The 26685-nt window shown below is 71.4% G+C and carries 29 protein-coding genes; 22 read left to right on the top strand and 7 right to left on the bottom strand.

The annotated features are described in order from the left end of the window. Positions 1–12: 12 nt before the first annotated feature. Both ABZ873_RS09720 and ABZ873_RS09715 read left to right on the top strand, forming a co-directional pair. Positions 13–765 (top strand): IclR family transcriptional regulator, encoded by a 753-nt coding sequence (locus tag ABZ873_RS09720; RefSeq protein WP_360867867.1) that lies wholly within the window; start codon positions 13–15, stop codon positions 763–765. After that, entirely contained in the window at positions 762–1172 is a 411-nt protein-coding gene (locus tag ABZ873_RS09715) for a RidA family protein (RefSeq protein ID WP_360867864.1), read from the top strand. The genes ABZ873_RS09720 and ABZ873_RS09715 overlap by 4 nt, the downstream gene beginning before the upstream one ends. A gap of 55 nt (positions 1173–1227) precedes the next feature. Here the strand turns inward: ABZ873_RS09715 and ABZ873_RS09710 are convergent, their stop codons facing one another. Further along, on the bottom strand, positions 1228–2559 hold the full coding sequence (locus ABZ873_RS09710; RefSeq protein ID WP_360867860.1) for a M14 family metallopeptidase: 1332 nt from the start codon (positions 2557–2559) through the stop codon (positions 1228–1230). A 126-nt stretch (positions 2560–2685) separates the two neighbouring features. After that, entirely contained in the window at positions 2686–4377 is a 1692-nt protein-coding gene (locus ABZ873_RS09705; RefSeq protein WP_360867857.1) for a glycoside hydrolase family 18 protein, read from the bottom strand. Between the two features lie 417 nt (positions 4378–4794). Here ABZ873_RS09705 and ABZ873_RS09700 point away from each other — a divergent pair, with 417 nt between their 5' ends. The 13 genes from ABZ873_RS09700 (at position 4795) to ABZ873_RS09640 (ending at position 14729) form a co-directional block, all read left to right on the top strand. After that, positions 4795–5676 carry a hypothetical protein gene (locus tag ABZ873_RS09700; protein ID WP_360867854.1) on the top strand — a complete coding sequence of 294 codons (882 nt, stop codon included), beginning with the start codon at positions 4795–4797 and terminating at the stop codon, positions 5674–5676. Positions 5677–5724: 48 nt separating this feature from the next. After that, the gene (gene cpaB, locus ABZ873_RS09695) at positions 5725–6426 is read left to right on the top strand and encodes a Flp pilus assembly protein CpaB (protein ID WP_360867851.1); all 702 of its coding nucleotides are present in this window, start codon (positions 5725–5727) and stop codon (positions 6424–6426) included. A 7-nt stretch (positions 6427–6433) separates the two neighbouring features. Next, the gene (locus ABZ873_RS09690) at positions 6434–7696 is read left to right on the top strand and encodes an AAA family ATPase (protein WP_360867848.1); all 1263 of its coding nucleotides are present in this window, start codon (positions 6434–6436) and stop codon (positions 7694–7696) included. A 51-nt stretch (positions 7697–7747) separates the two neighbouring features. Continuing rightward, positions 7748–8071: a TadE family protein gene (locus ABZ873_RS09685; protein ID WP_360867845.1), complete on the top strand. Its 324-nt coding sequence runs from the start codon at positions 7748–7750 to the stop codon at positions 8069–8071. Position 8072: 1 nt separating this feature from the next. After that, the gene (locus ABZ873_RS09680; RefSeq protein ID WP_360867842.1) at positions 8073–8522 is read left to right on the top strand and encodes a TadE/TadG family type IV pilus assembly protein; all 450 of its coding nucleotides are present in this window, start codon (positions 8073–8075) and stop codon (positions 8520–8522) included. Beyond that, a complete protein-coding gene (locus ABZ873_RS09675; protein ID WP_360867839.1) occupies positions 8519–9865 on the top strand; it encodes a CpaF family protein in 1347 nt (448 codons plus the stop codon). The genes ABZ873_RS09680 and ABZ873_RS09675 overlap by 4 nt, the downstream gene beginning before the upstream one ends. Then, positions 9862–10800 (top strand): type II secretion system F family protein, encoded by a 939-nt coding sequence (locus ABZ873_RS09670; protein WP_360867836.1) that lies wholly within the window; start codon positions 9862–9864, stop codon positions 10798–10800. The genes ABZ873_RS09675 and ABZ873_RS09670 overlap by 4 nt, the downstream gene beginning before the upstream one ends. A 10-nt stretch (positions 10801–10810) precedes the next feature. After that, complete coding sequence (locus tag ABZ873_RS09665; protein WP_360867833.1) at positions 10811–11704, top strand: DUF5936 domain-containing protein; 894 nt, start codon at positions 10811–10813, stop codon at positions 11702–11704. Between the two features lie 26 nt (positions 11705–11730). Next, positions 11731–12459 (top strand): response regulator transcription factor, encoded by a 729-nt coding sequence (locus ABZ873_RS09660; protein ID WP_360867830.1) that lies wholly within the window; start codon positions 11731–11733, stop codon positions 12457–12459. A 110-nt stretch (positions 12460–12569) separates the two neighbouring features. Next, complete coding sequence (locus tag ABZ873_RS09655) at positions 12570–12791, top strand: hypothetical protein (protein ID WP_360867827.1); 222 nt, start codon at positions 12570–12572, stop codon at positions 12789–12791. Positions 12792–12796: 5 nt separating this feature from the next. Beyond that, on the top strand, positions 12797–13462 hold the full coding sequence (locus tag ABZ873_RS09650) for a pilus assembly protein TadG-related protein (RefSeq protein WP_360867824.1): 666 nt from the start codon (positions 12797–12799) through the stop codon (positions 13460–13462). A gap of 30 nt (positions 13463–13492) precedes the next feature. Next, a complete protein-coding gene (locus ABZ873_RS09645; protein ID WP_360867821.1) occupies positions 13493–14083 on the top strand; it encodes a hypothetical protein in 591 nt (196 codons plus the stop codon). 4 nt (positions 14084–14087) lie between these two features. After that, positions 14088–14729: an OmpA family protein gene (locus tag ABZ873_RS09640; protein ID WP_360867819.1), complete on the top strand. Its 642-nt coding sequence runs from the start codon at positions 14088–14090 to the stop codon at positions 14727–14729. 38 nt (positions 14730–14767) lie between these two features. Here ABZ873_RS09640 and ABZ873_RS09635 read toward each other — a convergent pair whose 3' ends face one another. After that, entirely contained in the window at positions 14768–15346 is a 579-nt protein-coding gene (locus ABZ873_RS09635) for a helix-turn-helix domain-containing protein (protein WP_360867817.1), read from the bottom strand. A 122-nt stretch (positions 15347–15468) separates the two neighbouring features. On the opposite strand from ABZ873_RS09635, the gene ABZ873_RS09630 reads away from it, so the two are divergent. The 4 genes from ABZ873_RS09630 (at position 15469) to ABZ873_RS09615 (ending at position 19331) form a co-directional block, all read left to right on the top strand. Further along, on the top strand, positions 15469–17073 hold the full coding sequence (locus ABZ873_RS09630) for an MDR family MFS transporter (RefSeq protein WP_360867815.1): 1605 nt from the start codon (positions 15469–15471) through the stop codon (positions 17071–17073). A 367-nt stretch (positions 17074–17440) separates the two neighbouring features. Then, positions 17441–18178, top strand: a complete 738-nt coding sequence (locus tag ABZ873_RS09625; RefSeq protein WP_360867924.1) for a polysaccharide deacetylase family protein — start codon at positions 17441–17443, stop codon at positions 18176–18178. A 110-nt stretch (positions 18179–18288) separates the two neighbouring features. Next, positions 18289–18618, top strand: coding sequence for a nuclear transport factor 2 family protein (locus ABZ873_RS09620; RefSeq protein WP_360867812.1), 330 nt, complete (start codon positions 18289–18291; stop codon positions 18616–18618). A gap of 77 nt (positions 18619–18695) precedes the next feature. Further along, a complete protein-coding gene (locus ABZ873_RS09615) occupies positions 18696–19331 on the top strand; it encodes a hypothetical protein (RefSeq protein WP_360867810.1) in 636 nt (211 codons plus the stop codon). Between the two features lie 171 nt (positions 19332–19502). Here the strand turns inward: ABZ873_RS09615 and ABZ873_RS09610 are convergent, their stop codons facing one another. The 3 genes from ABZ873_RS09610 to ABZ873_RS09600 form a co-directional block, all read right to left on the bottom strand. Next, the gene (locus ABZ873_RS09610; protein WP_360867807.1) at positions 19503–20789 is read right to left on the bottom strand and encodes an extracellular solute-binding protein; all 1287 of its coding nucleotides are present in this window, start codon (positions 20787–20789) and stop codon (positions 19503–19505) included. A 264-nt stretch (positions 20790–21053) separates the two neighbouring features. Continuing rightward, the gene (locus ABZ873_RS09605; RefSeq protein ID WP_360867804.1) at positions 21054–21671 is read right to left on the bottom strand and encodes an SMI1/KNR4 family protein; all 618 of its coding nucleotides are present in this window, start codon (positions 21669–21671) and stop codon (positions 21054–21056) included. Positions 21672–21730: 59 nt separating this feature from the next. Beyond that, positions 21731–22153, bottom strand: coding sequence for a DUF192 domain-containing protein (locus ABZ873_RS09600; RefSeq protein ID WP_360867802.1), 423 nt, complete (start codon positions 22151–22153; stop codon positions 21731–21733). Positions 22154–22188: 35 nt separating this feature from the next. Between ABZ873_RS09600 and ABZ873_RS09595 the strand changes: the two genes are divergently transcribed. Beyond that, positions 22189–22926, top strand: coding sequence for an A24 family peptidase (locus ABZ873_RS09595; RefSeq protein WP_360867799.1), 738 nt, complete (start codon positions 22189–22191; stop codon positions 22924–22926). A 142-nt stretch (positions 22927–23068) separates the two neighbouring features. On the opposite strand, the gene mgrA is transcribed toward ABZ873_RS09595, so the two are convergent. Then, a complete protein-coding gene (gene mgrA / locus ABZ873_RS09590; protein ID WP_360867796.1) occupies positions 23069–24106 on the bottom strand; it encodes an L-glyceraldehyde 3-phosphate reductase in 1038 nt (345 codons plus the stop codon). A gap of 125 nt (positions 24107–24231) precedes the next feature. Here mgrA and ABZ873_RS09585 point away from each other — a divergent pair, with 125 nt between their 5' ends. Both ABZ873_RS09585 and ABZ873_RS09580 read left to right on the top strand, forming a co-directional pair. Beyond that, positions 24232–24993, top strand: coding sequence for an isoprenyl transferase (locus tag ABZ873_RS09585; protein WP_360867793.1), 762 nt, complete (start codon positions 24232–24234; stop codon positions 24991–24993). Between the two features lie 293 nt (positions 24994–25286). Next, positions 25287–26603, top strand: coding sequence for a PhoH family protein (locus ABZ873_RS09580; RefSeq protein WP_360867790.1), 1317 nt, complete (start codon positions 25287–25289; stop codon positions 26601–26603). Positions 26604–26685: the final 82 nt, after the last annotated feature.

The following is a 26685-nucleotide window of genomic DNA, read 5'->3' as shown; positions in this document are numbered from 1 at the left end:
GGGAGGAAGCGGATGAGCCAGTCGGTCGAGAGGGCGCTCGGCATCCTGCCGCTGCTCGCCGGGGGCCCCGCCGGGCTCGGCGAGGTCGCGGACGCGCTCGGCGTGCACAAGAGCACCGCCCTGCGCCTGCTGCGCACCCTGCACGAGCACGGCTTCGTCTACCGCCGCCCCGACGGCCGCTACCGGCTCGGCGCCCGGCTCTTCGCCCTCGCCGCCGAGGCCATCGAGAACCTGGACGTCCGCGAGGTCGCGCACCCCCATCTGCTGGAGCTGAACCGGGCCACCGGGCACACCGTCCACCTCGCGCTCCACCAGGACGACGAGGTGGTCTACGTGGACAAGGTCGACAGCCGCTACCCGGTCCGCATGTACTCCCGCATCGGCAGGCCCGTGGCCCTCACGGTCGCCGCCGTGGCCAAGCTGATCCTCGCCGACCTCCCCGAGGCCGAGCGCCGGGCGCTGGCCCACCGGATCGAGTACCCGCGCTACACCGCCCGCTCCACCCCGGACGCCGCCGCGTTCCTGCGCGAGCTGGACCTCGTACGGGAACAGGGCTGGGCCGCCGACTTCGGCGGGCACGAGGAGTCCGTCAACTGCCTGGGCGCGCCCGTGCGCGGCCCGGACGGGCGGGTCGTGGCCGCGCTGTCGGTCTCCGCGCCCGGGGTGGTCGTACCGGCCGACGGGCTGCTCGGCCTGCTGCCGCAGGTGCTGCGCACCGCCGAAGCCATCAGTCAGGACTATTCGGGAGTACAGGAGAGAGCGTGACCGAGAAGACCGCCATCACCCCCGCCACCCACACCGTGCCGCCGGCGAGGTTCTCGCACGGCGTGCGGAAGGGGAACATCCTCCAGGTCGCCGGCCAGGTCGGCTTCCTGCCGCAGGTCGAGGGCCGGCCGCCGGTCCCGGCGGGGCCGACCCTGCGCGAGCAGACCCTCCAGACGCTGGAGAACGTCCGGGCCGTCCTGGAGGCGGGCGGGGCGGGCTGGGACGACGTGATGATGATCCGCGTCTACCTCACCGACACCGCCCACTTCGCCGAGATGAACGAGCTGTACAACGCGTACTTCGACGAGCAGGGCCTGACGCAGGCGCCCGCCGCGCGCACCACCGTCTACGTGGGCCTGCCCGCCGGGCTGCTGATCGAGATCGACGCCCTCGCCGTCCTGGGCTGAGCCGCGCGCACGGACGGGGCGCCCCTGCGGCAGGGGCGCCCCGTCCACGTGCGGGCTAGGAGCAGTACTGCGCCTCCTTGCCGATGGAGCGGTACATGCAGTCCGCGTTCTCCAGCAGCTGGAGCACCGCGTCCTTGTTGCGCGCGGTCTCGCGGTCGATCACCTCGTCCGGCGGGTAGAAGCCGCCGTTGCCGCTCTCCGGGTACATCTCGAAGGTGTAGGCGAAGATCTTCTGGTTGCCCCACAGCCAGTCGTCGATGGTGCCGTCGGTGATGTAGAGGTCGCTCGACTGCTCCGGGGTGTAGCCGTTGCTCGACGCCATGCCGGTGCCGATCTTCTTGTAGACGGCGAGGTCGTCGGCGGTCAGGCCCGGGGCGGTGTCGTTGTAGGTGTAGCCGAAGGGCCACAGCACCAGTTCGCTGTAGGTGTGGAAGTCGATCGCGGCCTTGATCTGCTGCTTTCCGCCGATGACCCGGCTGCGCACGAAGTCGGAGACCACCTTCACCTCGGGTGCCGACTCGGCGGCCGCGCCCCGGTAGGTCTCGGAGCTCTTGCTGCTGCTGGAGCCGCCGCAGCAGCCCCACTTGTAGCCCCAGTTCCGGTTCTCGTCGGTGCCGACGTAGGAGGAGCCTGAGTTCGGCTGCCGGTTCTTGCGCCAGGAGCGGTAGGAGCCGGTGGCGATGTCGTACTCGCCGCCGTCCGGGTTGAGGTCCGGCACGATCCAGATCTCGCGGCCGTTGACGGCGTTGGTGACGCGGGAGTCGCTGCCGTACTTGGAGGTGAACTCCTTGAGCAGGTACAGCGCCATCTCGACGGTCAGGTGCTCGCGGGCGTGCTGGTGGGCGGTGAAGAGCACCTCGGGCTCGGACTCGTCCGTCGCCACGTTGTCGCTGATCTTGATGGCGAGGAGGTCCCGGCCCTGGTACGACTTCCCGATCACGCGCTTGCTCGCGATGGCGGGGTACTGCGCCACGAGCTGGTTGATCTCCGCCGTGGCCTCGGCGTAGTTGTGGTACTTCGCGTCGGCCGAGGGGAAGTCCATCGGGCTCGCGGCCATACCGGGCAGGGAGCGGTCCGGGGGTCCGGGCAGCGGGGTCAGCTTGTAGCCGAGCGCCCTGAGCTTCTTCGCCTGGAGGGTGTCGGCGCTGACGACGACCGTGTGCTCGTCCACCTCGTCGATGGAGACGCCCGTCTGGAGCAGGGCGGTGCGGTCGGCGACGGTGGAGGGGCCGTGGATCCGGTACTGGACGACGGCCTCGTCCTGGGTCGCGGTCGAGGGGGTGGGCGGAGGGGCAGCCGTCGCGCTCATGCCGTAGGCGGGTGCGCCCAGCGCGAGCGCCAGCAGGGCCGCGGTCAGGGCGGCCCTCCGGCGGGTGTGGAGCCGCATGCGTTCTCCTGGGTCGGGAGTGTGGGGGTAGCCGTGCGGACGCGCTCAGCGTCCTCTGATGGCATGTCCCGGTCAAGGACCTGAGGTGCCGGCCGAACCGGTTCCGGCCACCCCCACACGTACCGCCTACGGGAGCCCGTGGACCTTGGGACCCACCGAGTTCGACCAGGTGTTACCCGCCTTGGCGTCCCAGTTCGTCGACCAGGTCATCGCGCCGCGCAGCCCCGGGTAGGTCTTCGACGGCTTGAAGGAACCGCAGTTCGTTCCCCGGGCCAGGCAGTCCAGGGCGTTGTTGACCACGGTCGGGGAGACATAGCCGCTGCCCGCCCCGCTGGGGGAGGCCGGGACCCCGATGCCCACCTGCGAGGCGTCGAGTCCGCCCTCCAGCTGGATGCAGGCCAGCGCGGTGAGGAAGTCCACCGAGCCCTGGGAGTAGACCTTGCCGTCGCAGCCGTTCATCGAGCCGCTGTTGTAGTACTGCATGTTGACGACGGTGAGGATGTCCTTGATGTTGAGCGCCGTCTTGAAGTAGCCGCCCTGCGGGGACTGCATGTCGATGGTCTGCGGGGCCATCGTGATGACGAGCGAGGGGCCCGCCTTCGCCGACAGGGCGCGCAGCGCCTGCGTCATGTAGGTCGGGTTGAGGCCGTTCTCCAGGTCGATGTCGATGCCGGTGAAGCCGTACTCCTGCATCAGCGCCCAGGCCGAGTTCGCCAGGTTGGCGGCCGACGCGGAGTCGTTGACGGTGATGGTGCCCTTCTCGCCGCCGACGGAGAGGATGACCGACTTCCCGGCCGCCTTCTTCGCGGCGATGTCCGCCTTGAACTGGGCGACGGTGTAGCCGCCGAGGCCCGCCGAATCCAGGTTGAAGGTGATGGCCCCGGGCGTGGTGGTGGCGTCGGCGAAGGAGACGGCGATGATGTCGTACTGCGCGGAGACGTCGGAGATCTTCTGGACGGTGGCGCCGTTGTTGAAGTTCTGCCAGTAGCCGGTCAGCGCGTGCTTGGGCACGGCCGGGTTGCCCGGGTTGCCGCCGCCGGTGGTGGTGCCGGTGACCGGCGCCGACTTCGGCCCCTCGCCCGCCGCGTTGTACGCGCTCACCTGGAAGGAGTACGAGGTGGCGGGCGCGAGCCCGGTGACGGGCGTGGAGGTCCCGGACACGGTCTGGACGCGGACGCCGTCCTGGTAGACGTGGTAGCCGGCGGCCCCGCCGACGGCGTTCCACGCGAGGGTGAGGCCGTTCGCGCTCTGACCGGAAACGGCGGCCCCGGCGGGCGCGCCCGGCAGGGAGGGGCCGGGGTCGGTGCCCCCGCCGCCGTCCGGGCCGAAGACGCTGAACTCGTCCACGAAGTAGGACGGCTGGCCGTACCAGCCGTGCGTGTACACGGTGACCTGGGTGGTGGAGGGGCCGGTGGAGAAGGTGGTGGACAGCTTCTGCCAGCCGGCGCCGGTCCCGGGGGTCCAGGTGGAGACGTCCTGGGTGCCCGTGCCGCTCGCGCCGAGGTAGACGTAGCTGCCCTGGACCTGGGTGCTCAGGGTGTACGTGGAGTTCGGCTTGACCGTGACGGTCTGGCTGCAGCGGGCGTTGTCCGCGCCCGCCGGGGTGGCCTTGAGCGCGGCCGCGCCGGAGTGCACGGGCGAGGAGACGGAGGCGCCGCTTCCGCCGGTGCAGGACCAGTGGGTGAGGCCGGACTCGAAGCCGCCGTTCCGGGCGACGTTGACGTCCGCGGCCTGTGCGGCACCGGCGGTGAGGGCCGTCAGGGCGCCCGCGGCGAGGGTCGCGGCGAGCGGCAGGGAGAGGGCGCGTATGCGGTTCACGTGGGCTCCGTGGGGGGAGGGGTGAGGTGGGCGACGGGCCGTACCGCGTGGGGAGGTGACGGCGCATGGCATGCGCCGTTCAAGTTGGTCCAGACCAATCCCGCTGTCAAGACTCTTCGCGAAGTGGCTTGAAACAGCCCGGGGGGCGATCCCGGATGTCCGGGTTTCCGGCTACCTGTGACAACGGGATCACGCACGGGAATCACCAAGCCCCTGACCAGCCAGGGGTCACGCGGATATGGTGCTGAGGCAAGGGGGAAGGGCGCCGGTCGTCCGCGATCGCGCCTGCGCGCACATCGGCCGACGGATCCCCGCCGGGGTCCCGGCCGGGATGCCGGCCGAGCGTCGGCCGAGTGCCAGCCGGGCGCGCGGACCTCGGGGCGTACGGGGTGAACGTGCAGGAACGGGGGAATTCACATGCCGACCGCCATTGCCGTCACCAGCGCCGATCTGGTGCTCCCGGCCCCCGACCGGCACACACCCGGGGCCGCCCTGCTGCACCCGCCCGACCAGCTCGGCCTGGACGAGGCCCTCGCCGGGACCGCCGCCCTGCTGGAGCGCCACGGCCATCTCGTGGCCCTCGTACCGCCGTGGCTCCCGCGCCCGGTCGTCCAGCGGCTGCACACCGTCCGGGCCATCCTCGAAACCGACCGGATGGCGCTGCTCCCCATCGATCTGCCGCCGCTCGGACTCGCGCTGCTGGCCCGTCAGCTGCGCCAGCTCAGCGTCTGCGATTTCAGCCCCGGCGTGATCGCCTCCGCCGCCCGGCTGCTCTCCCACTACGTCCACGCCGGCGCCCTGCTCGGCTCCGTGGCCCGGCTCGACCGGGTCCGGGTCCCCGTCGGGCTCGGCGCGCACGCCCGGTCCTGGTCGCCGGGCGCGCAGTTCGCCGTACTCGCCCACCCGAAGCCGCATCTGGCCAAGCTGGGCTCCTCCGGCGGGGCCCACGGCGGTCCGCGCGCCGTCCCGGCCGCCCCCGGCTTCGCCACCCAGCTCACGTTCGCCCGCGGCCAGCTCGGGTCCGACTGGGTCACGGCCGAACTCGCGCCCGCCTGGCAGGTGCAGGGCGTACTGGAGAACCCGCTGCCGGCCGCCTCACCGGGCTGGTGGGGCACCCCCAAGCTCGTCGAGTTCGCCGCGGGCATCCCGGACCTGTCCGTGCTCTACCAGCTCGTCGCCTCGGTGCGCCGGGAGGAGTGCCGCTGGTGCGGCCTCGAACTCATCGGCGACCGCTGCGGCTTCTGCGCCGCACCGCTCACCGCCCCGCCCCCGGCGCACACCGCCCGCACCGGGCCCTGATCACTCGAACGCACGATTGAATGAAGAACGGCGAGGTAGGTAAGGCCCATGAACTCACGCCAGCGCCGCGGCGTCATCCTGCTGCTCCTGTCGGTCCTGTGCGCACTGGGGGCCTTCACCGGGGTCCTCGTGGTGATCGGTGACGTCAACTCCAAGGTGGGCTCCGAGGTCGTCGCCTACCGGGCCAAGGGCGACATAGCGCCGTACAGCCCCCTGGGCGCGGGCCAGTTCGAGGAGGTCAGGATCCCGAAGCGGTGGCTGTCGGACACCGCCGTCACCGACCTCGGCGTGCTCAAGGACAAGATCGCGCTCACCACCCTCAGGAAGGGCTCGCTGCTCCAGGCGGACATGGTGGCCGACCGGCCGCAGCTCCAGCCCGGCGAGCAGGAGATCGCGATCATGATCGACGCGGCCACCGGCGTGGCCGGCAAGATCACCTCCGGCGCCCGGGTCAACATCCTCGCCACCTTCAAGGGCGCCAAGGAGGGCGACCCCGCCCGGTCGGTGATCATCGTGGCCAACGCCCGCGTCCTGAACGTCGGCAAGCTCACCCCGCTCGACAAGAACAGCGAGAAGAAGGGCCCGGCCGAGGCCGTCCCGATCACCTTCGCCCTCGCCACCAAGGACACCCAGCGCGTCGCGTACGCCGAGTCCTTCGCGGAGCACGTCCGGCTGGCCCTCGTCGCCCCCGGCACCGACTCCGCGCCCGCCCCGGGCGACCGTACGTACACCCTCGACGGGGACAAGTGAGGCCCGGATGACCACCCGAATCCTCCCCGCCTGCGGCGACCCGGACGCAGCCCGCTCCCTCTCCGCCCTCCTCGGCCAGCTCCCGTCGGCCGAGCCGGCCCCCGCGGTGCACGACTCCACCGCCCTGCTGGACACCCTGGCCCGGCTCGCCGCCGGCTCCGTGGACGAACTGCCCGAGGTGGTCCTCGTCCACGAGCGGATCGGGCCGGCGCCCGCCCTCGAACTCGTCCGGGAAGTCGCCCTGCGCTTCCCCGCGGTGGGCGTGGTCCTGCTCTCCTCCGACGCCGGGCCGGGCGTCTTCGCCGCCGCGATGGACTCCGGCGCCCGCGGCCTGATCGGCCTCCCGCTCGCCTACGACGAACTCGCCGCCCGCGTCCAGGCCGCCGCGCAGTGGTCCGCCGGGGTCCGCCGCCACCTCGGCGGGGCCGGGGCCGACACGCCCGCCGGCCCCGGCGGACAGGTGGTCACCGTCACCGGGGCCAAGGGCGGGGTGGGCACCACCTTCACCGCCGTGCAGTTCGCCCTGGCCGCCACCGCCTCCGGCCGGCGCACCGCCCTGGTCGACCTCGACCTCCAGGCGGGCGACGTCGGCTCCTACCTCGACGTGCAGTTCCGCCGCTCCGTCGCCGACCTCGCCGGGATCCAGGACATCTCCTCCCGGGTCCTCCAGGACGCCGTCTACGAGGACGCGAGCGGCCTCGCCCTGCTGCTGGCCCCCGCCGAGGGCGAACGCGGCGAGGAGGTGGACGAACGGGCGACCCGGCAGGTGATCGCCGCTCTGCGCGCCCGCTACGAACTCGTCGTCGTCGACTGCGGGACCCAGGTCACCGGCGCCAACGCCACCGCCGTCGAGGCGGCCGACACGGCCGTCCTCGTCACCACCCCCGACGTGGTCGCGGTCCGCGCCGCCAAGCGCATGGTCCGCATGTGGGAACGGCTCCAGGTACGCAAACCGGAGGACACGGTGATGGTCGTCAACCGCTGGAGCAAGCACACCGAGATCCAGCCCGCCCTGATCGAGAAGATCACCCGGACCCGCGCCACCCGCACCCCGGTCCCCGCCGCCTTCAAGGAACTCCAGGCCGTCGTGGACGCGGGCCGCGTCCAGGACCTCGACAACCGCTCCACCGTCAAGCAGGCCCTGTGGACCCTCGCCGGGGAACTCGGCCTGCTGGCCGTCCCCGACCCCGCCGGGCCCGCTCCCGGCGGCGCCCTCACCCTGCGCGCGGCGGGCCCCGTCTCCCGCCTGCGCCGCGGCCGGGAGAGCTGACCCGTGCCGCCGCGGAGAGGGGCGCGCGCCCGGGCCCGGGACCGGGGCCAGGTGGCGATCGAGTTCGTCGGCACGGTGCCGCTGATCCTGCTCCTGGTGGCGGCGGTGTGGGAGTGCGTCCTCATCGGCTACGCCTTCTCCCTGGCGGGCAACGCGGCGGACGAGGGCGCCCGCGCCGGAGCCGTGGGCCGCTCCTGCCAGGAGGCGGCCGGGGCGCACGTCGGCAGCGCCTGGGACATGGCCGTCACCTGCTCCGAGAGCGGCGGGATCGTCACCGCCCGGGTCCGGCTGAACCTCCCGGTCCTGTACCCCGGCCTGGGGATCGGCGTACCCATCGAGGGCGAGGCCGGCTCCCCGAAGGAAGAGGAGGACTGACATGGACCGCCGCGTTCACCTCCGCGTCCACCTCCGGGCCTTACCGGACCGGGCCCCGCGCCACCGGCGCCACGCCCCGCGCGACCCCCGCGACCGCGACCGGGGCCAGGCGGCCCTGGAATACCTGGGCTTCCTCCCCTTCCTGCTCCTCGTCGCCCTGGGCGGCATCCAGCTCGGCTGGGCCGGGTACGTCGTCCAGCAGGCGGAGACCGCCGCCCGCACGGCCGCCCGCGTCGAGGCCCGCGAGCCCGGCGCCGGGGAGGCGGCCGGCCGCGCCGCCATCAAGGAGAACCTGCGGGCCGGCGCCGAGATCGACCTCAGCACCTCCGGCGGCGCGGTGACGGCCACCGTGACCCTGTCCATCCGCTCCCTCGTGCCCGGCCTCGGCGACACCCCGGCCACCCGCAGCGCCACCATGCCCGACGACGACCCCGAGGGACCCCGACCATGAGCCTGCGTTCCCGGGTCAGCACCCCCGACGACCGCCACAGCCCCCGCGAGGACGGCCGGCTGGTCTCCTCCTACCGCGCCAAGCTGCTGGAGGAGATCGACCTCGCCGAGATGTCCGCGCTCGCGCCGGCCGAACGCCGCGCGCGCCTGGAACGCGTACTCGGGCACATCATCAGCCGCGAGGGCCCGGTGCTCTCCACCGCCGAGCGCGCCCAGCTCATCCGCCGCGTCGTCGACGAGGCCCTGGGGCTCGGCGTGCTCGAACCGCTCCTGGAGGACGCCTCCATCTCCGAGATCATGGTCAACGGCCCCGACCAGATCTTCGTCGAGCGGGGCGGACGCGTCGAACAGCTCCCGCTGCGCTTCGCCTCCCACGAGCAGCTGATGCAGACCATCGAGCGCATCGTCTCCACCGTCAACCGCCGTGTGGACGAGGCCAATCCGATGGTCGACGCGCGCCTGCCCAGCGGTGAGCGTGTCAACGTGATCATCCCGCCGCTCTCCCTGACCGGCGCCACCCTCACCATCCGGCGCTTCCCCCGGGCCTTCACCCTGCACGAGATGATCGCCCTCGGCTCCCTCGACGAGCAGATGCTCCTGCTGCTCTCCGGGCTGGTGGCCGCCAAGCTCAACGTGATCGTCTCCGGGGCCACCGGCACCGGCAAGACCACCCTCCTCAACGCGCTCTCCGGCCTGATCCCCGAGGGCGAGCGCATCATCACCATCGAGGACTCCGCCGAGCTCCAGCTCCAGCAGACCCACGTCATCCGCCTGGAATCCCGCCCGCCGAACGTGGAGGGCAAGGGCCGCATCACCATCCGCGACCTCGTACGCAACTCCCTGCGCATGCGCCCCGACCGCATCATCGTCGGCGAGGTCCGCGGCGGCGAGACCCTGGACATGCTCCAGGCCATGTCCACCGGCCACGACGGCTCCCTGGCCACCGTCCACGCCAACAGCTCCGCCGACGCGCTGATGCGCCTGCAGACCCTCGCCTCCATGTCCGAGGTCGAGATCCCCTTCGAAGCCCTCCAGGACCAGATCAACAGCGCCGTCAACGTCCTCGTCCAGCTCACCCGCTTCGGTGACGGCTCCCGCCGCATCACCGAGATCTCCGTCCTCGACTCGCACGGCCGCGAACCCTTCCGGATCACCACCGTCTGCCGGTTCGTGGCCCAGCCCATGGCCGCCGACGGCCGCGTGTACGGCCACTTCGCGTACCACCCGCTGCCGCGCCGCATCGCCGAACGCCTCCACATGAGCAACCAGCCCGTCCCGCAGGCGTTCGGCGTCGCCCCGCCGGAGGACCCGCTCACCGCCCGCATCACCCGGACCGCCCTGTGAACCCACTCATCCTCCTCACCCTCGGCATCACGCTGCTCGCCTGCGCGCTCGGCGTCCTCGGCCTGCACGCCTACGCCGCCGGGCGCGCCCAGCGGGCCGCCCTCATCGAACGGCTCTCCGCGAGCGGGATCCCCGAACCACCCGGCCGCGTACGCCGCTTCCGCGCGGTCGACCGCAGACTGCGCCCGACCGCGCTGGGCCGGCGTATCGAGATCAAGCTGGCCGTGACCGGGCTGGACCTCACCGTGGGCGAGTTCTTCGTGGCCATGTGCGCGACCGTCGCCGGACTGTGGATGGTCGCCGCCTCCTTCCTCGCCCCCTTCTTCGGACCGGTGGCCGGGCTGATCGGCCTGTGGGCGGCCAACGCCTTCCTCAACTGGCAGCGCGCCCGCCGCACCGAACGCTTCGTCAACCAGCTCCCCGACCTCGCCCGCATCCTCGCCAACGCCACCCAGGCGGGACTGGCCCTGCGGACCGCCATCGGGATCGCGGCCGAGGAACTGGACGCGCCCGCCGGGGAGGAGCTGGCCCGGGTCGCCGACCGGCTCGCCGTCGGCCACTCCATCGAGGAGGCCCTGGGCGAGATCGCGGACCGCCTCCCCTCCCGCGAGCTGGTCGTCCTCGTCTCCACCCTGGTGCTGTCCGCGCGCGCGGGCGGCGCCATCGTGGAGAGCCTGCGCAACCTGACGGTGACGCTGGAGCAGCGCAAGGAGACCCGGCGCGAGATCCGCACCCAGCTCTCCCAGGTCACGGTGACGGCCTATCTGGTGCCCGTGATGGGCGTCGGCTCGCTGCTGCTCGTGGACACCCTGATGCCGGGGGCCCTGGACCGGATGACCGGCTCCGTCTTCGGGCAGAGCGCCGTCCTCGTCGCCCTCGGGCTCTTCGCGGTCGGCTTCGTCCTCATCCGCCGCCTGTCCAAGATCGACGTCTGAGGGGGATGCCATGACCGCCCTGCTCCTGGCGCTGGCCGTGGCCCTCGCGGTCCTCGGCGCCTTCCACGGCATCCGCCTCTACCGCGCCGACGTGAAACTCCCCAGCGACCTGGCCCTCGCCCTGGAAGTCGGCGCCACCCGCACCACCGCCGTCGGCTCCGTCGTCGACCGCGCGGGCATCCGCTACGCCCCGCTGGTGCTGCGGCTGATGGGCCCCGAGCGGGTGGCGCGCAAACGCCGCCAGATCGACACCGCCGGCAACCCCTCCGGCCTCACCATCGACCGCTACGCGGCCCGCCGCGCCGTCTACGGCCTCCTCGGCGGGCTCGGCGCCTTCGCCATGCTGATCAACGGCCAGCTGATCCTGGCGCTGCTCATGGTGGCCTTCGGCCTCTTCTGGATCGAGGCCGGCCTCTGGTCGGCGATCCGGATCCGCCGCGACCACATCGAGCGGACCCTGCCGGACTTCCTCGACGTGCTCGCCGTGGTGGTGAGCGCGGGGCTCGGCTTCCGGCCGGCGCTGGAGCGGGTGGCGGACAAGTACCAGGGCCCGTGGTCGGACGAAATCCGCATCACCCTCCAGCAGATGGCCATGGGCGTCAGCCGCCGCCAGGCGTTCGACGAGCTGCGCCGCCGCAACGACAGCGAGCAGGTCGCCCAGTTCGTCACCGCCCTCCAGCAGGGCGAGGAACTGGGCTCCCCGATCGTGGAGACGCTGATAGCCATCGCGGAGGACATGCGCCGTACGGACGCCCAGAACGCCCGCCGCCGCGCCGCGCGGGCCGTCCCGCGCGCGACGCTCGCCGTCACGATGTTCATGCTGCCCGGCACGATGATCCTGCTGATCGGCGGGTTCGTGTACGGGGCGGACGTGGACTTCCGCGCGCTGTTCGGGGGCGGATGATGCGGCCTCCCGTACACCGCCCGCCCGTGGCGCCCGTTCCGCACGTTCCGCACGTCTCGCCCGTCCCGCACGTCCTGCGCGTCCTGGTCGCCGACGGCAACCCGGTGGTCCGGGCGGGCCTGGCCGCGTTACTGGGCGCGGCCCCGGACATCGAGGTGGTCGCGGCCGCCGCGGACGGCGGCGAGGCCCTGCACCTGACCCGGCTGCACGCCCCGGACGTGGTCCTGCTGGAGGTGCGCATGCGGGGCGTGGACGGCATCTCGGCGCTGCCCCACCTGGTGCGGCTGGCGCCCGTACTGATGCTGACGTACAGCCAGGAGGCGGAGATCGTCCGGGAGGCCCTGCTGCTGGGTGCGGGCGGGTACCTCATCCATGGCGAATTCACGCCGGAACACCTGCTCGCGGCGGTGCGCGACGTCCGGCTCGGCCGGGCGCACTTCAGCCCGACGGCGGCGAGCGCGGTGCTCGCGGAACTGCGGGCCTCTTCGCAGCCGCAAGGGAATATGGCACAGTCGTCTGAGCATCACCGTCTCAACCGCACGGAATTCGGGCTGAGTTCGCGTGAGGAGGAGGTCATGGACCTCATCGCGGCCGGGATGAGCAACCAGCAGATCGCGGCCACCTGCTTCATCAGTGAGAAGACGGTCAAGAACCACATCAACCGCATCTTCGCGAAGCTGCGGAGCGCGACGCGCGGCGAGGCGATGGCGCGATGGCTGGGAACCGCCCGTCCAGGGGTGACGGGTCATGGCTAGACGGAGTGCGCAGTGGGTCCGTATTTGGGCCCCGGGACCCTTTGCGCCTGCTGGCCTCTCGCCGTACCGTCCGCGAATCGACAACGGCGCCGGCCCTGGAGGGGACCCCGATGCGGAATCTCAATCTGCTCAAGTCGATCACGGAACTCAGGAACCGCGCGAGCGGGACGCGGGGCCGACGGGGCGGCGGGGACGAGGGCCAGACGGTCTTCGAGTACCTGGGCATCATCGTGATCATCGTCCTGATCATCGGCGCGATCGTGGGGTCGGGACTGGCGGGGTCCATCGCGAACGCCATCACCCAGGCATTGGCGGACATCACGGCGAACTGACGGGCGTGAGCCGGTCACGGGATCAAGGGCAGGCTTTCCCCGTCTACGTGGTGGTGCTGACGGGTCTGCTCTTCGCCGCTTTCGCCTTCCTGGTCATCGGCATGGGCGGTGCGAAGCGCAGCGACGCGCAAGGGGCGGCCGACGCCGCCGCGTTGGCGGCCGCCCAGGAGGCGCGGGACAGCGTGTTCGAGGGGGTGGACCTGCTCGGTCTCGCCCGGGGCGACTGGGAGGACATCCTCCGCGGGGACCGCCTGAACACGTCGGGGGCGTGCGGGAAGGGGCTCGCTTTCGCGTCCATGAACGACGCTCAGGCGACCTGCGAGGAGGCACTTCCCGAGTTCCGGGTGTCCGTGGTCACGAACGGCACCGTCGGGAACTCGGTGATCCCCGGCACGGAGGGGGTGCATGCGAACGCCCGCGCGACGGCCGTGATCGAACCGCGGTGCACGCTGCAGTCGATGCCCAGCCCGACGCCGAGTCCGTCTGCTTCGCCCTCTCCCTCGCCCTCGTATCCGTCCTCTCCCTCAGCTTCGCCCTCCCCGGAAACGGGAATGCCTGCGTCCATCGGGATCCGGTGCAAGGGTGGTGACGTACTCACTCTTGACCCCAAGAGACCGGGCTCGTTGACCAAGCTGGCGAGGAAGCTCTTCAGCGTGCGACTGGCCGACTGACAGCGAATGAGAGACAAGGAAGCGTCGTACATGAGCATGCGGCAGATGGCGAAGGTCCGCGGGGGAGCGGCCGTCGGGCTTGCGGCGGTCCTGGCCCTCGCACTGGCCGGGTGCGGTGGCGGAGGCGACGACAAGGCCAAGGAGTCGCAGAAGCCGGCCGCCTCGCAGAGCCAGGGCGGCGCGTCCCCGAAGGCTCCGGCGCCGTCCGGCGGCAACGCGAAGCCCACCGAGGTGATCGGGACCTCGCAGGGGCCGTCCGGCATCGTGATGGAGATCAACTCGGCCACGCGCGACGAGGACGGGTACCTCACGGTGAACGGCCAGATCAAGAACACGGGTTCCACGCCGTTCGCGCAGACCGCGACCTGGCGCGGCGACGAGAAGTCGGCCAGTCCGGCGTCGGTGGCCGGTGCCACCGTCGTCGACAACGCGGGCAAGAAGCGCTATTACGTCCTGAGGGACACGGAGGGCAGGTGTGCCTGCACCACGGGGCTGACGGTGATCAAGGCCGGCGAATCCGTCCCCTTCTTCGCCCAGTTCCCCGCCCCCCCGACCACCACCACCGAGGTCGTCTTCGGCCTCCCCACCTTCGCCGCGACCCCCATCAAAATCTCCGGGTGACGCCATGACCACAAGCCATCGCACCACCACCACAGCCGCCGCCGTGGCCGTAGCCGGTCTCGTCATGGCCGGTGTCCAGTTCGGCGGGGCCTCCGTCGCGTACGCCGACGATGTCCCGCCCTCCGTCCCGCCCGGCACGGAGGCGTCCGCCGCCGCCCCCGTCGCCGTCAAGCAGGACTCCCCCCGCCTCAAGCTCCCGCAGGGCGGCACCCTCGCGCCCCCCAAGGTGCTCGACCTCGTCGAGGTCGTCGAGGACATCGGCGGGGAGCAGCGCCGGCAGGAGACCAATCAGACCGTCATGATGGCGCTCCAGTCCGAGGTGCTCTTCCCCGAGGACAGCGCCGTCTTCAACGCGCAGGCCGCCGCCCGCATCCAGGCCATCGGCAACGAGATCAACCAGTCCAAGGCCACCCGCATCCGCGTCTTCGGCTTCACCGACGACCAGGGCAGCTACGAGCACGGCAAGGAGCTGTCCAAGAAGCGGGCCGACGCCGTGCACACGGAGCTCGCCAAGACGGTGACGAACCCGGGCGTCGTGTTCGACGTACGCGGCTACAGCGAGGACTACCCGATCGCCGACAACAGCACCGAGGAGGGCCGCAAGAAGAACCGCCGCGTCGAGATCACCTTCCCGCGCGGCTCCTGACCCGCCCCCGAGGCCGCCTCACGCCGCCTCACGCCGCCTCACGCCTCCTCGTGCGCCTGCCTGATCAGGTCCGTCGCGACCTCCAGGGCGGCCAGCCGGGTCTCCTCCGGGTCGCCCTCCACATGCTGGAGGAACATCATCCCGGCGTGCAGCGTGAACAGCGCGCTCACGCAGCGGACCTGGTCGGTCAGCGGGCCCTCCTCCGTGCGCAGCAGCTCCACCAGGCGGAACAGCCGCTTCTTCACGGTCTCGCCGATGCTCAGCTCACGCGTCGTCGCCTGGTTCTCCTGCATGAAGCGGTACAGGGCGGCGCCCGCGGCCATCGCCTCGCTGTACCGGCGCAGCACCTCCCGCTTGGTCTCCAGCGTGCGCGGCTGCTGCTCGGCCCACTTGATCAGCTCGTCGATGGGACGCGTCACGTCCTCGAAGAGGCTGATGATGATGTCTTCCTTGGTCTTGAAGTGGTAGTAGAGCGCCGCCTTCGTGACCTCCAGCCGCTCCGCGATCTCGCGCAGTGACGTCTTCTCGTACCCCTGCTCGACGAAGAGCTCCAGTGCGACGTCCTGGATGCGCTGGCGCGTGTCGCCCCGGCGTCGCTGCGGACTGCTGCTGGACATGACTCTCCTCGGATACTTACTTGACGCCCGGCAAGTTACGGGTCTACCGTCCCAGTGTAGTGAACTAGCCGGGCGGCAAGTAAGTGCCGGTACGGAAGCCGTACCAGGGGAGTGGACAGGACATGGTGGACACAGTCAAGCCTGCGGGTACCTCGCCGGAGGTGAAGCCACGCAGCGTGCGGGTCGTCCTCATGGCGCTCATGATCGCGATGCTGCTGGCGATGCTCGACAACATGATCATCGGCACGGCGATGCCCACCATCGTCGGTGAACTCGGCGGCCTGGAGCACCTGTCCTGGGTGGTCACCGCCTACACCCTGGCCACCGCCGCCTCCACCCCCATCTGGGGGAAGATCGGCGACATGTACGGCCGGAAGGGCTCCTTCCTCACCTCGATCGTCATCTTCCTGATCGGCTCCGCGCTCAGCGGCATGGCCCAGGACATGGGCCAGCTCATCGGCTTCCGCGCGATCCAGGGCCTCGGCGCCGGCGGTCTGATGGTCGGCGTCATGGCGATCATCGGTGACCTCATCCCGCCCCGCGAGCGCGGCAAGTACCAGGGCATGATGGCCGGCGTGATGGCCCTCGCCATGATCGGCGGCCCGCTCGTCGGCGGCACCATCACCGACCACATGGGCTGGCGCTGGTCCTTCTACATCAACCTGCCCCTCGGCGCCGTCGCCCTCGCCATGGTGACCGCCGTCCTGCACCTGCCCCGGCACCCCGAGCGCCGCCGCCCCAGGATCGACTACCTCGGCGCGGCCCTGCTCACCGTGGCCATCACCTCCACCGTGCTCGTCACCACCTGGGGCGGTACCGAGTACGCCTGGGGCTCCGCCGAGATCATCGGCCTGATCGCGGTCGGCGTGCTCTCGACCGCCGCCTTCCTCTACGCCGAGACCCGCGCGGCCGAGCCGGTCATGCCGCTGCACATCTTCCGCAGCCGCAACTTCACCCTGATGTCCGTGATCGGCTTCCTGGTCGGCTTCGCGATGTTCGGCGGCGTGCTCTACCTCCCGCTGTTCCAGCAGTCCGTGCAGGGCGCCTCCGCCACCAACTCGGGCCTGCTGCTCCTGCCCATGCTGCTCTCGATGATGGCCGTCTCGCTCGTCGCCGGACGCGTCACCACCAGCAGCGGCAAGTACAAGATCTTCCCGATCGTCGGCGGCGGCCTGATGGTCGTCGGCATGTTCCTGCTCGCCACCATGGACACCGGCACCACCCGCCTGGTCTCCGGCCTCTACATGGCGGTCCTCGGCGCCGGCCTCGGCTTCCTGATGCAGATCACCATGCTCGTCGCGCAGAACAGCGTCGACATGAAGGACATGGGCGTCGCCTCCTCCTCGGCCACCCTCTTCCGCACCCTCGGCGGCTCCTTCGGCGTGGCCCTGATGGGCTCGCTCTTCACCACCCGGGTCACCGACACCATGGCCGAGCGCCTGGGCCCGGAGGCCGCCGGAGCCGCGGGCTCCGCCCAGCTGGACGCGGCGAGCCTGGCGAAGCTGCCGGAGGTCGTCCGCGAGGCGTACCAGCACGCGGTGGCCGCCGGCACGCACTCCGCGTTCCTGCTCGGCGCGAGCGTGGCCGTACTGGGATTCGTGGCGGCCTGGTTCGTCAAGGAGGTCCCGCTCCGGGGCGCGGTCCCCGCCCCCGGGGAGGGCCCGGACGGCGCGCCGGGCACCGAGAAGGCTCCGGCCCCGGCCGCGCAGCAGTCCGTGGCGCACTGACACGCCCTTCGCCAAGGCCCGGCCCCGGCAGACCGATTCGGTCCGCCGGGGCCGGGCCTTTTCCGTGACGACACGTCAGAGCAGCGCTTGCTGAGCCGAGTTGGGGGTTCGGAGGACCCCGCATCAGGACTTAGGTCCTGGCCTCCCGGGACAAAAGTCCCTTCGGTCCCTTCGGCCCCAAGAATCCCATTACGAAGATTTTAAGGGGCATTTGGCTGGAACTCCGCGGCGCCCGCGATCGTCCTGATCCACAGGAACACTCGCAATGCGGATGGGGAGTGGACGGTTCATGGGAGTCCCGACACGCGGGAAGAGGAAGGGAATCCGGGCGGGAGCGGCCGTCGTGGCCTCGGCCGCCGTCGTGGCGATGACCGTGTGGGGGGTGGCCGTTTTCGTGGAGCCGGGCAGGGCCTCCACCGACCAGAACGTCTCGGGGCCGCACGCCCCCGACGACGGCCGGCCGGGCGCGCGGCCCCAGGGCATACCCGAGGGCATAGCCCACGCGTCGGAGAGCGGCGCGGACGCGGTGAACATCACCATCGACGACGGCCCCGACCCGCGCTGGACCCCCCAGGTCCTCGACGTGCTGGAGGAGCACGGCGTCAAGGCCACCTTCTGCATGGTCGGCCCGCACGCGAAGGCCCACCCCGGCCTGGTCCGGAAGGTGGTCGCGGCGGGCCACCGGCTCTGCGACCACACCATGAGCCATGACACGGCCATGGACAAGAAGCCCGTCGCCTACCAGGAACAGCAGATCCTCGACGCGAAGAAGCTCATCGAGGACGCCGCCGGCGAGGGGGCGAAGGTCGAGTACTACCGCGCCCCCGGCGGCGCCTTCACCCCCGACAGCCGGCGCATCGCCGCCGCGCACGGCATGCGCCCCCTCGGCTGGAACGTGGACACCAAGGACTTCGAGAAGCCGGGTACGGCGGCCATCGTCGCGGCCGTCAAGCGCGAGCTGGGCAACGGCCCGACCGTCCTCTTCCACGACGGCGGCGGCAACCGCTCCCAGACGGTCGAGGCCCTGGACCAGGTGCTCGACTGGCTGGAGGAGCAGGGCCGGCCGACGGGCTTCCCCGTCCGCACCGCCTCCGACACCCCCTGAGCCGCCCCGGACACGCCGTCCGCCGCGCGAACGGGTGAGGGTCGACGACACCGGGCCGCCCGCGTAGTTCCCTGGTCGGGCACGAACGTACGCCCGACCAGGAGGCTCCCGTGGCCATCGCCCCCGGCAAACTGTCCGACCCCGTCGTCGGCGCCCTCGTCGCCGCCGTCAACGCGCACGACCGGGACGCCTTCCTGGCGCTGCTGACCGCCGACGCGACCATGTCCGACGACGGCTCCGACCGCGACCTCCACGACTGGATCGACCGGGAGATCTTCGACTCCCGCGGCCACATGGACGTCCAGTCCGAGTCCGACGGCGGCCGCGCCCTCGTCGTGGACTACCGCAACGACACCTGGGGCGAGATGCGCACCGCCTGGCGCTTCACCATCGCCCCGGGCGGCGGCAGGATCAGCCGCTTCGAGACCGGTCAGGCGTGAGCGGTCCGGGGCTCCCGTACGGGTGAAAGGGCGCGCGGTGTCGTTCCGGCGCGCCGCGGGCCCCCGTTGGTCCGGGCATGAAGCGCACCCGCACCGCCGCTCTCGCCCTCGTCACGGCCGCCGCGGCCCTCGCCCCGGTCCTCGTCCAGCAGGCCACGGCCGCCGAGGGGTCCTACCTCCAGGACCCGGCCGGCGGCGAGAAGACCATGAAGTCGATGTGGACCCAGGACGAGATGCACAAGCTGGAAGCGCAGTTCCGCTTCCACCCCGGGGTCCAGTACGAGAAGGTCAGCCGCCCCGGCCACCCGGCCGCACCGGACGTCGAGCGCAAGACCGGCGACCCGGAGACGCTGCGCTGGCAGCCCTCCTACGAGTTCGCCTGGTCGGTGTCGGACTCGACGGTGGTGAAGAAGGCGCTGACGGTCAAGGAGGGCGAGCACCCGATCGTCGTGCACGCCGTCCTGCGCAAGGGCGGCCGGGACGGCGCCGAGGTGGCGAAGGTCCACCGGGAGCTGACCGGCAAGCCCGCGACCGGGCGGGAGAAGATCGCCGGGGACCGGCGGATCGCCTGCGACAGCGGGGACTACACGGTGGAGTGGTCGGTCACCCGCTCCGGCTACGGCACGCTCACCGGCAGCCTGCCCTGGAACGCCGACTGCGGCCAGTACCGTACGGCCTTCTCGGCGCAGCACGGTCAGCAGCGCGGCCAGTAGTAGGGCCAGTCGTACGGCCACCAGCAGGGTCGGTGGGGGCCGGTCGCCCCGCGCACCTCGTGAGTGCTCGGCGGGCGACGGGGCCGCGGCCTTGGATCAAGTGCCGTAGGCCATGGTGCCGCACAGGATGGTCTGCGGCCCGGGTCGGAGGTCCCGTGTCGTGCGGGGGATTCAGTGCTTCCTGGCGGCCTGCGCCGCCTGCGCGGCGATGTCCTCCAGGACGGCCTTGGGGTCGCCGGACGGTTCGACGGCGCGCCCGATGTTGCGCTTGATGGTGTCGCTGACCGTCACCCAGGACGGGTCGTTGACCGGGTAGAGCTGGGCGCCGCGCAGCGCGTTCAGGAACTGCTGGTCGTTCTTGTCCAGCCCGCCGCCGGCCGGGGTGCGCGAGGCGGTGACGGTCGACGGCAGCAGGTGGTAGCGGCCGGCGAACTCCGACAGGTTCTTGTCCTGGTACAGGAAGTCCAGGAACCTGCCGATCTCGGTCCGCCTGCCGTTCTGCCGGAAGGCCATCATCCAGTCGGCCACGCCGACGGCCGGCGGGATCTCCCCGGTGCCGAGGCCGTCCGCGACGGGCATCGAGACGGTGCCGACGTCGATGCCCTTGGCGCGGGCCTCGTGGGCCAGCGAGGGATAGCCGTTGAGCATGCCCACCTCGCCCTGGAGGAAGGCCGCGAAGGCGTCCGCGCGGTTGGTCCGGGCGGGCGGGGTGGGGCCGGTGTAGCCGGGGCCGACCATGTTGTCCTTGACCCACTGCCAGGTCTCCACGTTCTGCTCGGAGGCCAGGTTGTAGTTGCCGCTGCTGTCGGCGTAGCCGCCGCCGTTGCTCAGCTCCCAGATCATCGCCTCGGCGTGTGCCTCCTCGGGGCCCAGGGGCAGGGCGAAGGGGTACTTCACCCCCTTGTCCTTGAGCGCCTTCGAGGTGGCCTTGAGCTCGGACCAGGTCGTGGGCGGGGACTTGACTCCGGCCTTGTCGAAGAGGGCCTTGTTGTAGAAGAGCAGGCGGCTGCTCGCCACAAAAGGCAGACCGTAGAGGGTGCTGCCGACGGAACCGGCGTCGGCGAGCGGCTGGAGGAAATTCGCCTCCGCGTTGACGGACAGCAGCTCGTCCGCCGGATAGAGCTCGCCGCGGGCCGCGAAGTCCGAGTAGGAGCCCATGAGGGCCATGTCCGGCGCCTTGCCGGACTTGACCATACGGGAGACCTCGCGGTCGATGTCGGCCCACGGCAGCAGGGTGACCTCGACCGTGATTCCCGGGTTCTGTTCGGTGAAATCGGCCGTCACCTTCTCCCAGTAGGGCCTGGAACTGTTGGCGGCGCCGTCGCCGTACTCCGCGGCGACCAGCCGCAGGACTCCGTCACCACCTGCGCTCTTGCCGGAGCCGCCACATCCGGCCAGCGGTATCAGCAGACCGAGCACGACCGTGGTGGAGGTCGCGCCGAAGATATTTCGTCGCACGGGTGTATTCCCCTGAAATTCTTTTGGATCCCGTTGTTACTTATGGGTTGAACCGGGCCGAGGTGTCCCTCGGAGACCCGTTGGCCGGAATTCTCTCCCGAGGGTGGGTGGATTCGTTCCACGGGGGCACCACTTGTGGGCAATACTCCAAGCGCCGCTATTCCGGATCGTGCTTTCCGATATACGTCTGAGAAAACGGACGCGCGTAGACATGCAAAAAGCCCGCTCCGGTCACGGAACGGGCTTCGCGGGAGGTGCGGGGGATCAGTCGGCGAATTCCCCGGCGTAGGGGTCGGGCTCGCCCGTCTCCGGATTGCGGCCCTCCTGCCAGCGGCGCTGCGCCTTGCGCCAGTGCACGAAGCTGAGGTGCCCGCCGTCCCAGAAGGTGATGCTGACCGGGCTCACGTCGAACTCGTCGGAGCAGAGCCGGTGCAGGAACTCCGCCATGCCGTACGGGTACACCGCGAAGGAGTCGGCGGTGTGCCGGCCGCACACCAGCACCGGCCACCGGTCCGGGTCCGGGTCGGAGGTGAGCCAGCACAGGATGTCCGAGCCGCCGGTGACCCCCCAGGCGATGATCGCCTCGGGGTCCACGTCGAAGGCGGCCCGGCCGCCCTCCGCCACCCACGCCTGGCGGGCGTTCTCGGTCTCCTCCGCCATCTCGGCCGGGTCCCACTGGAGCCCGGGCTTGGGCAGCGGCAGCAGGATGCTGGCCTCGCCGTTGATGGAGCCCGCCCCGAAGCGGCCCATGAAGGCGATGAAGTCCGCCGGGAACCTGGTCCCCCAGGCCGCCTCGGCGGCCGGCCAGTCGATGTCCTCGTCGGCGCCATGGGTCGCCGGCATGATCATCTCCAGCGCCTTGACCCGCGCGTTCTCCGTCATGCCGCTCCCCAGTTGCCCCAGCTCAGCCGCCCCAACCTACTGCCGGGACCCGGCAACTCCTAGCCGCGCGTGAGACGCCCGCCGGGGTGCACCTCCACCACCGCCCCGGGCCGCAGCCCCCACCCGGCCATGGACCCGGCCGCCGCCTCCAGGACGTGCCGGGCGCGCAGGCGCGGCAGGCCGAGGCGGCCGGGCGGCATCGTGACCACCGCGAGCACCCGCAGCCGCCGGTCCAGATACGCCACGTCGATCGCGAACCGCATCCGGAAGGTGTGCACGCTCGCGGCCGGGGTCAGCAGCATCGCGCCGTCGATACCGTCCCGCCCGAGCAGCCCGCGCGTCCGCGCGCGGTACGAGGCGGCGATCTCCAGCGGGATCTCCAGCGGGATTTCCGGCGGGATCTCCTGCGGGACCCCCCGCGGGAGGTCTCCGGGGGCCGCGCCGGTCCGCAGTACCGCGGGGCCGTCATGCCAGGGGGCCATGGCGGCCACCCTAGGGGACGGCCTACGGTCGCCGGATGGGTCTGCTCGTGATCGTTCTCGCCGCCGGGTACGGGGCGGCCGCCGGGCTGCTGCTGCCGCGCGCCGCGTACCGGCTCTCCGTGGAGCCCGGTGATCCCTGGCGGGCGCACTGCCCGCGCGGGCACCCACTGCGCGGCTGGCTCGGCCCGGCCCGCTGCCGGCCGCCCCGCGCGGATCCGCCCGCGCACGGGTACGGGCGGCGGGCCGTGCTCCCGGCCGTCCTCACCGCCGCCGTCTGCGCCCTGCTGGGGGCCGGGGTCGGGGCCCGCCCGGAGGTGGCGGCGTACGCGGGGCTGGCGCCGCTGCTGGTGCTGCTCGCCCTCGTGGACCGGGCCGTGCACCGGCTGCCGGACGTGCTGACCCTGCCGCTGGCCGCGGCCGCCGCCGTCCTGCTCGGCGCGGCGGCGCTGGTGCCGGGCGCGGCCGGGTCCTGGCGGCTCGCGCTGCTCGGCGGGGGAGCGCTCGGAGCGGCGTACCTCGTCCTGCACCTGATCAACCCCGACGGCATGGGCCTCGGGGACGTCAAGCTGGCGCTCTCCCTGGGGGTCGCTCTTGGGTGGTACGGGTGGGGGGTATGGGCGACGGGAGCCTTCCTGGGCTTCCTCTACGGCTCCCTCTACGGCCTCACGCAGCTCCCGCGCCGGTCCGCGACCCGCGGCCAGGGCTTCGCCTTCGGCCCCTTCATGGCGGCCGGGGCACTCACCGGAGTGCTGCTGGGTGGTTTCGGAGCGTAATCGTGGCGCGCCGATGCACGCAGCATGCTTTACGAAGGGTTATGGTGGAACCCCCCCCTCGGGCCGGTCCGTATCCCCCCCACGGACCGGCCCGTTTTCTTTTGTCCCGCCCCTCGGGCCGGCTGCCGGGCAAACCCGCAGGTCAGCCGCGCTGGGCCCAGATGTTGGTGCCGGGCGTGGAGACGGCGAAGGAGTCGATCTCCTTCAACTCGGCCTCGGACAGCGGCGCTCCGGCCAGGGCGGCCACATTCTGCTCCAGCTGCCGGACGCTCGACGCGCCGATCAGGGCCGAGGTCATCCGCTCGTCGCGCAGCACCCACGTGAGTGCCAGCTGGGCCAGGGACTGGCCGCGCCGGGAGGCGATCTCGTTCAGCCCGGTCAGCCGGCGCAGCACGTCGTCCGAGAGCAGGTCCGGGTCGAGGGACTTGCCCTGGGCGGCGCGCGAGTCCGCCGGGATCCCCTGGAGGTACTTGTCGGTCAGCAGGCCCTGCGCGAGCGGCGCGAAGGAGATGCAGCCCATGCCGGCGTCCTCCAGACCGTCCAGCAGGCCGTCCTCCTCCGTCCAGCGGTTGATCATGGAGTACGAGGGCTGGTGGATCAGCGGGCGCACGCCCAGCGAGCGCAGGATGCGCACCGCCTCGGCCGTCTGCTCCGCGGTGTAGGAGGAGAGGCCCACGTACAGCGCCTTGCCCTGCTGGACCGCGGACGCCAGCGCGCCCATGGTCTCCTCCAGCGGGGTCTGCGGGTCGAAGCGGTGCGAGTAGAAGATGTCGACGTAGTCCACACCCATCCGCTTCAGCGAGGCGTCGAGCGAGCCGAGCAGATACTTGCGGCTGCCCCATTCGCCGTACGGCCCGGGGTGCATCAGATAGCCGGCCTTGGTGGAGAGGACCAGCTCCTCGCGGTAGGACGCGAAGTCCTGCGCGAAGATCTTGCCGAAGTTCAGCTCGGCCGATCCGGGCGGCGGCCCGTAGTTGTTCGCGAGGTCGAAGTGGGTGATCCCGAGGTCGAAGGCGCGGCGCAGGATCGCCCGCTGGGATTCCAGGGAACGGTCGTCGCCGAAGTTGTGCCAGAGGCCGAGGGAGATGGCGGGGAGCTTGAGGCCGCTGTGGCCGGTGCGCCGGTACTCCATGGAGTCGTAGCGCGCGGGCTCCGCCCGATAGGGATTGGTATCAGTCACGTTGTCCTCCCTATCACGGAGTTGTGACAGACCGAGTTGGGTACCCGATCCCGGCGCGCAGTAATGTGGCGCACTCGGGGGACCGCATTTCGCACGGGGGCAAGGCACGGAGGGGCTGGAAGATCGTGAAGCTGCGCGACCTGGTGTACAGGCTCTATGCACGCCGGGTGGAGGGCCGCATCGACCACGACGCGGCGCCCAAGCACATCGGTGTGATCCTGGACGGCAACCGCCGCTGGGCCAAGGCGTCCGGCGGGACGACCGAGCAGGGCCACCAGGCCGGAGCCGACAAGATCTCCGAGATGCTCGGCTGGTGCACCGAGACGGACGTCGAGGTCGTCACCCTGTGGATGCTCTCCACGGACAACCTGGACCGCCCCGAGGTCGAGCTGCGCCCCCTGCTCAACATCATCGAGAACACCGTGCGCGGCCTCGCCGCCGACGGCCGCTGGCGTGTCCACCACGTGGGCAACCTGGACATCCTCCCCACCGGCACGCAGACGGTCCTCAAGGAGGCCGAGCAGGCCACCCATGACGTCGACGGGATACTCGTCAACGTCGCCGTCGGCTACGGCGGCCGCCAGGAGATCGCCGACGCGGTCCGCTCGCTGCTCCTGGAGCACGCGCGCAAGGGCACCTCCTTCGAGGAGCTGGCCGAGATCCTGGACATCGACCACATCGCGGAGCACCTCTACACGCGCGGCCAGCCCGACCCCGACCTGGTGATCCGCACCAGCGGTGAGCAGCGGCTGTCCGGATTCATGCTCTGGCAGAGCGCGCATTCGGAGTACTACTTCTGCGAGGTCTTCTGGCCGGCCTTCCGCAAGGTCGACTTCCTGCGGGCGCTGCGCGACTACGCCGCCCGCCACCGGCGCTACGGCACCTGACCTCCTCCGCGTAACCCCCGCGAAGCCTTCACCACGGGTTCACCGAGCGTCCGTCATATGCCATGGCATGTCCTGGCCTGATCGGGGAATATCCCTTTCAGGTCGATGCCCGGTCCACGGGTGTCGAGTCTCAGCGGACGGCATGGGGCCGTCCGCCCGGGAGGCCCTTTGCACCAGGACGCACGTGCGGTTCGCACGGACGCAGTGGAGGGCCGGAAATCGGCCCTGGCATGGGTGCCGATGACCGGTCCGGTCTTCATGGCCCGACCTCTTCCGAGGGGGTACGTCCTTCCGTGGTGACCAGCACAAAGCGCCGCCTGTCCGACAGGCGGACCTACGTCCTCGACACCAGCGTCCTGCTGGCAGACCCCAACGCGATCACCCGCTTCGACGAGCACGAGGTCGTGCTCCCGATCGTGGTGATCACCGAGCTGGAGGCCAAGCGGCACCATCCCGAACTCGGCTACTTCGCCCGCCAGGCCCTGCGCCTGCTCGACGACTTCCGGGTTCGCAACGGCCGCCTCGACGCCCCCATCCCGCTGGGCGATCTGGGCGGCACCCTGCGCGTCGAGCTCAACCACTCCGACCCGGGCGTCCTGCCCGCCGGCTTCCGACTGGGGGACAACGACTCGCGGATCCTCGCCGTCGCCCGCAACCTCCAGGCCGAGGGCTACGACGTCACGGTGGTCTCGAAGGATCTCCCGCTGCGCATCAAGGCGTCCTCCGTGGGCCTGATCGCGGAGGAGTACCGCGCCGAGCTGGCGATCACCGATGCCGGCTGGACCGGCATGAGCGAGATCGCCCTCTCCGGGGAGCAGGTGGACCTCCTCTACTCGGAGGAGCGGCTGTACGTCCCGGAGGCCGCCGAACTGCCCGTGCACACCGGGCTGGTCCTGCAGTCCGAGCGCGGCAAGGCGCTCGGCCGGGTCACGGCGGACGGCAACGTCCGGCTCGTACGGGGCGACCGCGAGGCGTTCGGCCTGCACGGCCGCAGCGCCGAGCAGCGGATCGCGCTGGACCTGCTGCTCGACCCCGAGATCGGGATCATCTCGATGGGCGGCCGGGCGGGCACCGGCAAGTCGGCGCTGGCGCTCTGCGCGGGCCTGGAGGCGGTACTGGAGCGGAGGCAGCATCAGAAGGTCATGGTCTTCCGGCCGCTGTACGCGGTGGGCGGCCAGGACCTCGGCTATCTGCCCGGGGACGCCTCGGAGAAGATGAGCCCGTGGGCGCAGGCGGTCTTCGACACCCTCTCGGCGGTGGCCGGGCGCGAGGTCATCGAGGAGGTGCTGAACCGCGGGATGCTGGAGGTCCTGCCGCTCACGCACATCCGCGGCCGCTCGCTGCACGACGCCTTCGTGATCGTGGACGAGGCGCAGTCGCTGGAGCGGAACGTCCTGCTGACGGTGCTGTCCCGGATCGGGGCGAACTCGCGGGTGGTCCTCACCCACGACGTCGCCCAGCGGGACAACCTCCGGGTCGGCCGGTACGACGGAGTGGTCGCCGTGGTCGAGAAGCTGAAGGGGCATCCGCTCTTCGCGCACATCACGCTGACGCGTTCCGAGCGCTCCCCGATCGCCGCACTGGTCACGGAGATGCTGGAGACCCTCTGACCGCGCGGGCGGCGTAAGCGGCCACACAACGCAGAGCGGGAAGGCGAGTTGGCGCCGTCCGGCAAAGGCCCCAGAGCCTAGC

The organism is Streptomyces sp. NPDC047014 (assembly GCF_040644195.1).
Lineage (GTDB): Bacteria > Actinomycetota > Actinomycetes > Streptomycetales > Streptomycetaceae > Streptomyces.
Note: the sequence above shows the minus strand (reverse complement) of the source record. Positions and strands in the feature narration are given on the sequence as shown.